The sequence below is a fragment of the Streptomyces sp. NH27 genome, from assembly GCF_056859195.1.
This window is the reverse complement of the sequence record NZ_JACEGK010000516.1, coordinates 1-5,808: the sequence shown is the minus strand read 5'-3', so window position 1 is coordinate 5,808 and position 5,808 is coordinate 1. Positions and strand designations below refer to the sequence as shown.

At 71.0% G+C, this 5,808-nt stretch carries 5 protein-coding genes; 4 read left to right on the top strand and 1 reads right to left on the bottom strand.

Going from position 1 to position 5,808, the window contains the following annotated elements; all coding sequences use genetic code 11:
* Positions 1-212: 212 nt before the first annotated feature.
* From AC13HU_RS30770 to glmM, 4 genes are all read left to right on the top strand, one after another.
* Positions 213-1,835 carry an ABC-F family ATP-binding cassette domain-containing protein gene (locus tag AC13HU_RS30770; RefSeq protein ID WP_483045253.1) on the top strand — a complete coding sequence of 541 codons (1,623 nt, stop codon included), beginning with the start codon at positions 213-215 and terminating at the stop codon, positions 1,833-1,835.
* A 376-nt stretch (positions 1,836-2,211) separates the two neighbouring features.
* Positions 2,212-2,655, top strand: a complete 444-nt coding sequence (rplM, locus tag AC13HU_RS30765; protein ID WP_103886886.1) for a 50S ribosomal protein L13 — start codon at positions 2,212-2,214, stop codon at positions 2,653-2,655.
* 39 nt (positions 2,656-2,694) lie between these two features.
* Positions 2,695-3,210, top strand: a complete 516-nt coding sequence (gene rpsI, locus AC13HU_RS30760) for a 30S ribosomal protein S9 (RefSeq protein ID WP_483045252.1) — start codon at positions 2,695-2,697, stop codon at positions 3,208-3,210.
* 188 nt (positions 3,211-3,398) lie between these two features.
* Positions 3,399-4,757, top strand: a complete 1,359-nt coding sequence (gene glmM, locus AC13HU_RS30755; RefSeq protein ID WP_483045251.1) for a phosphoglucosamine mutase — start codon at positions 3,399-3,401, stop codon at positions 4,755-4,757.
* A gap of 67 nt (positions 4,758-4,824) precedes the next feature.
* Here the strand turns inward: glmM and AC13HU_RS30750 are convergent.
* The coding region (locus AC13HU_RS30750) for a DUF389 domain-containing protein (RefSeq protein ID WP_483045250.1) at positions 4,825-5,808 on the bottom strand (984 nt) is incomplete at its 5' end.

Below are 5,808 nucleotides of genomic sequence, written 5' to 3'. Positions count from 1 at the left end.
GCGGTGGGCCTGCGAAGCCGCGCCGGGGGTCGGATGTGCGGGAGGGGATGACGCGTCCCTCCAGGACCTCGCGGGGGCCGTCGGAGGCTTGGTTACGGGGTTCCTGCGGGGGCTGCTGCCCCGGCCCTTCACTCATGTGGCGCATCATATTGCCGCCGCGGCCCCGGAAAAGGACTTGGGGCAGGTCCGTGGCGGCAGGGAGAATCCGGGTCATGGGTCATGTGGAAGCCGCGCACATCGAGTACTACCTCCCGGACGGCCGGGCGCTGCTCGGTGATGTCTCGTTCCGGGTCGGCGACGGCGCCGCGGTGGCCCTGGTGGGCCCCAACGGCGCGGGCAAGACGACGCTGTTGCGGCTGATCTCAGGTGAGCTGAAGCCGCACGGCGGCACCGTCACGGTCAGCGGCGGCCTCGGCGTGATGCGCCAGTTCGTGGGCAGCGTCCGCGACGACCGCACCGTCCGCGACCTGCTGGTGTCCGTCGCGCACCCCCGTATCCAGGCCGCCGCGAAGGCCGTCGACGCCGCCGAGCTGGCGATCATGGCGCAGGACGACGAACCCGCGCAGATGGCGTACGCCACGGCGCTGAGCGAGTGGGCGGAGGCGCGCGGGTACGAGGCGGAGACGCTGTGGGACATGTGCACCATGGCCGCGCTCGGGGTGCCGTACGACCGGGCGCAGTGGCGCGAGGTGAAGACGCTCTCCGGTGGTGAGCAGAAGCGGCTGGTGCTGGAGGCGCTGCTGCGCGGCCCGGACGAGGTGCTGCTGCTGGACGAGCCGGACAACTACCTGGACGTGCCGGGCAAGCGCTGGCTGGAGGAGCAGATCGCGCAGACCCGCAAGACCGTGCTGTTCGTCAGCCACGACCGCGAGCTGCTGTCGCGTACCGCGGAGAAGATCGTCAGCGTGGAGACGGGCCCGGCCGGGTCCACCACGTGGGTGCACGGCGGCGGCTTCGACACCTTCCACGAGGCCCGCAAGGAGCGCTTCGCCCGGTTCGAGGAGCTGCGCCGCCGCTGGGACGAGGAGCACGCCAAGATCAAGGCGATGGTGCTGCGGCTGCGGCAGCAGGCGGCCAACAGCCCCGACATGGCCTCGCGGTACCACGCGGCGCAGACCCGGCTGCGGCGGTTCGAGGAGGCGGGCGCGCCGCAGGAGCCGCCGCGCGAGCAGGACATCCGGATGCGGCTCCAGGGCGGCCGCACCGGGGTGCGCGCGGTCACCTGCGAGCAACTCGAACTGACCGGCCTGATGCGGCCGTTCGACCTGGAGGTGTTCTACGGCGAGCGGGTCGCGGTGCTGGGCTCCAACGGCTCGGGCAAGTCGCACTTCCTGCGGCTGCTGGCCGGGGACACGTCGGTCGCGCACAGCGGGGCGTACAAGCTGGGCGCCCGGGTGGTGCCCGGGCACTTCGCGCAGACGCACGCCCACCCCGAGCTGACCGGCCGCACCCTGGTGGACATCCTGTGGGCCGAGCACGCCCGCGACCGCGGCCGCGCGATGTCCGTGCTGCGGCGGTACGAACTCGAGCGGCAGGGCGACCAGCCCTTCGACAAGCTGTCCGGCGGCCAGCAGGCCCGCTTCCAGATCCTCCTGATGGAGCTCCAGGGCACCACCGCCCTGCTGCTGGACGAGCCGACGGACAACCTCGACCTGGAGAGCGCGGAGGCCCTCCAGGACGGCCTGGAGGCTTACGACGGCACCGTCCTCGCGGTCACCCACGACCGCTGGTTCGCCCGCGCCTTCGACCGCTACCTCGTCTTCGGCTCCGACGGCGTGGTCCGCGAAACGGCGGAGCCGGTCTGGGACGAGCGCCGCGTGGACCGGCCGCGCTGACCTCTTCGGGTCCGCCGGGCTCGGTGGCCTTCTTTTCGCGGAAGAGCCGCGCAGAACCAGGGGCGCGGGGAACGGCGCGCGCAACCCGCCACCGGCAGGTGGGCCCGGAACGGACAGAACACACCACCCTGGAGGGTTGCCCCCGGCCCCCCGCAGGGGATCGTTTTGACCCGCCCGGGTGCACACGGGTATTCTGCGATGTCGTTATGCGTATTGGCTTGCTCTATCTCACGTGAGAGGCCCTTACGCCGGTCCACCGGGCCGATGACCAGCGGTAGGCCCATGGGTTGCGTCCCCTTGTGTCACCAAGGCTGTCGTGATCGCCGGGTGAACCTTGTCAGGACCAACTCACCGAAGATAGCGAAGGCTAACGACCGTGCGTACGTACAGCCCCAAGCCCGGCGACGTTCAGCGCCAGTGGCATGTCATCGACGCGCAGGACGTCGTCCTGGGTCGTCTGGCGACCCAGGCCGCGACCCTCCTGCGGGGCAAGCACAAGCCCATCTACGCGCCCCACGTCGACACCGGTGACTTCGTCATCATCATCAACGCCGACAAGGTGCACCTGTCCGGGAACAAGAAGACCCAGAAGATGGCCTACCGCCACTCCGGGTACCCGGGCGGCCTGCGCTCCGTGCGTTATGACGAGCTGCTGGCCAAGAGCCCGGAGAAGGCCGTCGAGAAGGCCGTCAAGGGCATGCTCCCCAAGAACACCCTGGGCCGCCAGATGCTCACCAAGCTGAAGGTCTACTCGGGCGACCAGCACCCGCACGCTGCCCAGCAGCCGGTGCCGTTCGAGATCACCCAGGTCGCGCAGTAGTCCCGGCCACCTGCTACCAGAAAGAATCTGAGGAGAATCGTGGCTGAGACCACCGCCGAGACCGTCGTCGAGGGCGAAGAGTCCTACGACGAGATCACGACCTTCGAGTCCGAGGCTGTCGAGGGGGAGTACACCTCCGAGTCGCTGGCCTCCCGCTTCGGCGACCCGCAGCCGGCTGCCGGCACCGGCCGCCGCAAGCGCTCGATCGCCCGCGTCCGGATCATCCCCGGCAGCGGCAAGTGGAAGATCAACGGTCGCACCCTTGAGGGCTACTTCCCCAACAAGGTGCACCAGCAGGAAGTCAACGAGCCGTTCAAGGTGCTCGAGCTCGACGGTCGTTACGACGTCGTCGCCCGCATCTCCGGCGGCGGCATCTCCGGCCAGGCCGGTGCGCTGCGCCTGGGCGTCGCCCGTGCGCTCAACGAGGCGGACGTCGACAACAACCGCGGCGCGCTCAAGAAGGCCGGCTTCCTGACCCGTGACGACCGCGCGGTCGAGCGGAAGAAGGCCGGTCTGAAGAAGGCCCGCAAGGCGCCGCAGTTCAGCAAGCGCTAGTCGTCCCGGCGGGGGAGCCGGGCATTCCGCTTCACCCCGTTCGGCGCGCAACGCAACGCCCCGGAGGCACATCGGTGCCTCCGGGGCGTTCGCATGATGAGCTAGGGGCGTATATGTGTGCTTGTACGACCCAGCGGTATCGCGACACACGCAAAGCAGAGCCGCCGCATCGCATCGGAGGAAACACTGTGGGACGACTCTTCGGCACCGACGGGGTGCGGGGCATCGCCAACGCCGACCTGACCGCGGAGCTGGCGCTCGGCTTGTCGGTCGCGGCGGCGCATGTACTGGCCGAGGCGGGCAGTTTCGCCGGGCACCGGCCGGTGGCCGTGGTCGGGCGCGATCCGCGTGCCTCGGGTGAGTTCCTGGAAGCCGCCGTGGTGGCGGGTCTGGCCAGCGCGGGCGTGGACGTCCTGCGCGTCGGTGTGCTGCCCACTCCCGCGGTGGCGTATCTCACCGGCGCGCTGGGCGCCGACCTCGGCGTGATGCTCTCCGCCAGCCACAACGCCATGCCGGACAACGGCGTCAAGTTCCTGGCCCGGGGCGGTCACAAGCTCGACGACGAGCTGGAGGACCGGATCGAGGCGATCTACCAGGAGCACCGCACCGGCGCCCCGTGGGTCCGCCCGACCGGCGCCGGCGTCGGCCGGGTCCGCGACTACGACGAGGGCTTCGACCGCTACGTCGCGCACCTGATCGCGGTGCTGCCGAACCGGCTCGACGGCCTGAAGATCGTGCTCGACGAGGCGCACGGCGCGGCCTCCCGGGTGTCGCCCGAGGCGTTCTCCCGGGCCGGCGCCGAGGTGATCACGATCGGCGCCCAGCCCGACGGCCTCAACATCAACGACGGCTGCGGCTCCACCCACCTCGATCTGCTCAAGGCCACCGTGGTCGAGCACGGCGCGGACCTGGGCATCGCCCACGACGGCGACGCCGACCGCTGCCTGGCCGTCGACGCGGCCGGCGAGGAGGTCGACGGCGACCAGATCCTGGCCGTGCTGGCGCTGGCGCTGCGCGAGCAGGGCACGCTGCGGGAGAACACCGTGGTCGCCACGGTGATGTCAAACCTCGGCTTCAAGCTGGCCATGGAGCGCGAGGGCATCACCTTCGTGCAGACCGCGGTCGGCGACCGCTACGTGCTGGAGTCGATGAAGGAGCACGGCTACGCGCTCGGCGGCGAGCAGTCGGGCCACGTCATCGTGCTGGACCACGCCACCACCGGTGACGGCACCCTGACCGGGCTGCTGCTGGCCGCCCGGGTCGCCGCCACCGGCCGTTCGCTCGCCGACCTGGCCACCGTCATGCAGCGGCTGCCCCAGGTGCTCGTCAACGTCTCCGACGTCGACAAGGGCCGGATGTCCCGCGCACCCGAACTGGCCGTCGCCGTCACCGAGGCCGAGGCCGAACTCGGCACCACCGGACGGGTGTTGCTGCGTCCCTCGGGCACCGAACCCCTGGTGCGGGTGATGGTCGAGGCCGCCGACATCGACCACGCGCGCACGGTGGCCGGGCGGCTGGCGGACCTGGTCAAGGCGACGCTGGGGTAGTAGCCCGGCCAGGGTGCGGGCCGGTCGGAGACGCCGGTCGGCCGGCGGCCGGGTTCACCCGGGACGGTCAGAGCGGGCTCCGGCCCGGGCCGCCACGGGTGAACAGGCGCTTGGGATACCGCTTCACGCTGCTCGCCCAGTACCACTTCTGGGCGAGCAGCGTCAGCGTGCCGGCCGCCGCGATGCCCGCCAGGTTCAGCACGAGCTGCAGGGCAGAGCCCCAGAGCTCGTGCCAGTCGGTGTACGAGATGGCCAGCGCCGCGTTCGCGGCGGCCGGCACGGTCGTCACCGAGATCGCCACGCCGACCAGCGCCCCGGACTTCGCCGACGTCAACGACAGGATTCCGGCGATCCCGGCGAGGAAGGCCACCACGAAGGAGTCCGCGGTCGGCTGCCAGATGAACTGGGTGGCCGGGTGCGGGGCGGAGAACTTCGCGTGGGTGAACACGCCGGCGGCGTCCAGGATCTCCGCGAAGGCGCCGGTGAGCAGCACCGCCATCGGGAAGCCGACCAGCAGCGCCACCAGCGAGCGCCGGGCCAGCGAGGCGTCGCGCCGGACCAGGGACGTACAGAACCCGGCCAGCGGGCCGAACTCCGGGCCGACGACCATCGCGCCGACGATCAGGATCGAGCTGTCCAGCATCACCCCGTAGGCGGCGAGCATGGTCGCCACCGTGAGGAACGCCAGATAGGTGACGGTGAGCGTGGACTCCTCGTGGGTCTCCTCGACCAGGGACTCCCACAGCACGGCGTCGGCGCCCTCGCCCGGTGCCTCCTCCTCCGCCCGGTCGGCGCTCTTCGAGAGGGTCAGCTCGACCGGATCGACCTCGATCAAGCCGTTCTCGGCGACGCCGAGCTCGCGCAGCGCGGCCAGCAGCGGGTCGGCCGCCTCGCGTGCCACCTCGCACGTCAGCAGGTCGCCGGGCGGTTCGATTGCGGCACCGCGCAGCAGGGTGAGGTGGGTGGTGCCAACGGTGTTCCGCACCAGGTCGCAGACCTGTTCGGTGTGGTCGGACGGCACGATCAGCCGCAGGTGAAGCACGGGTTGCTC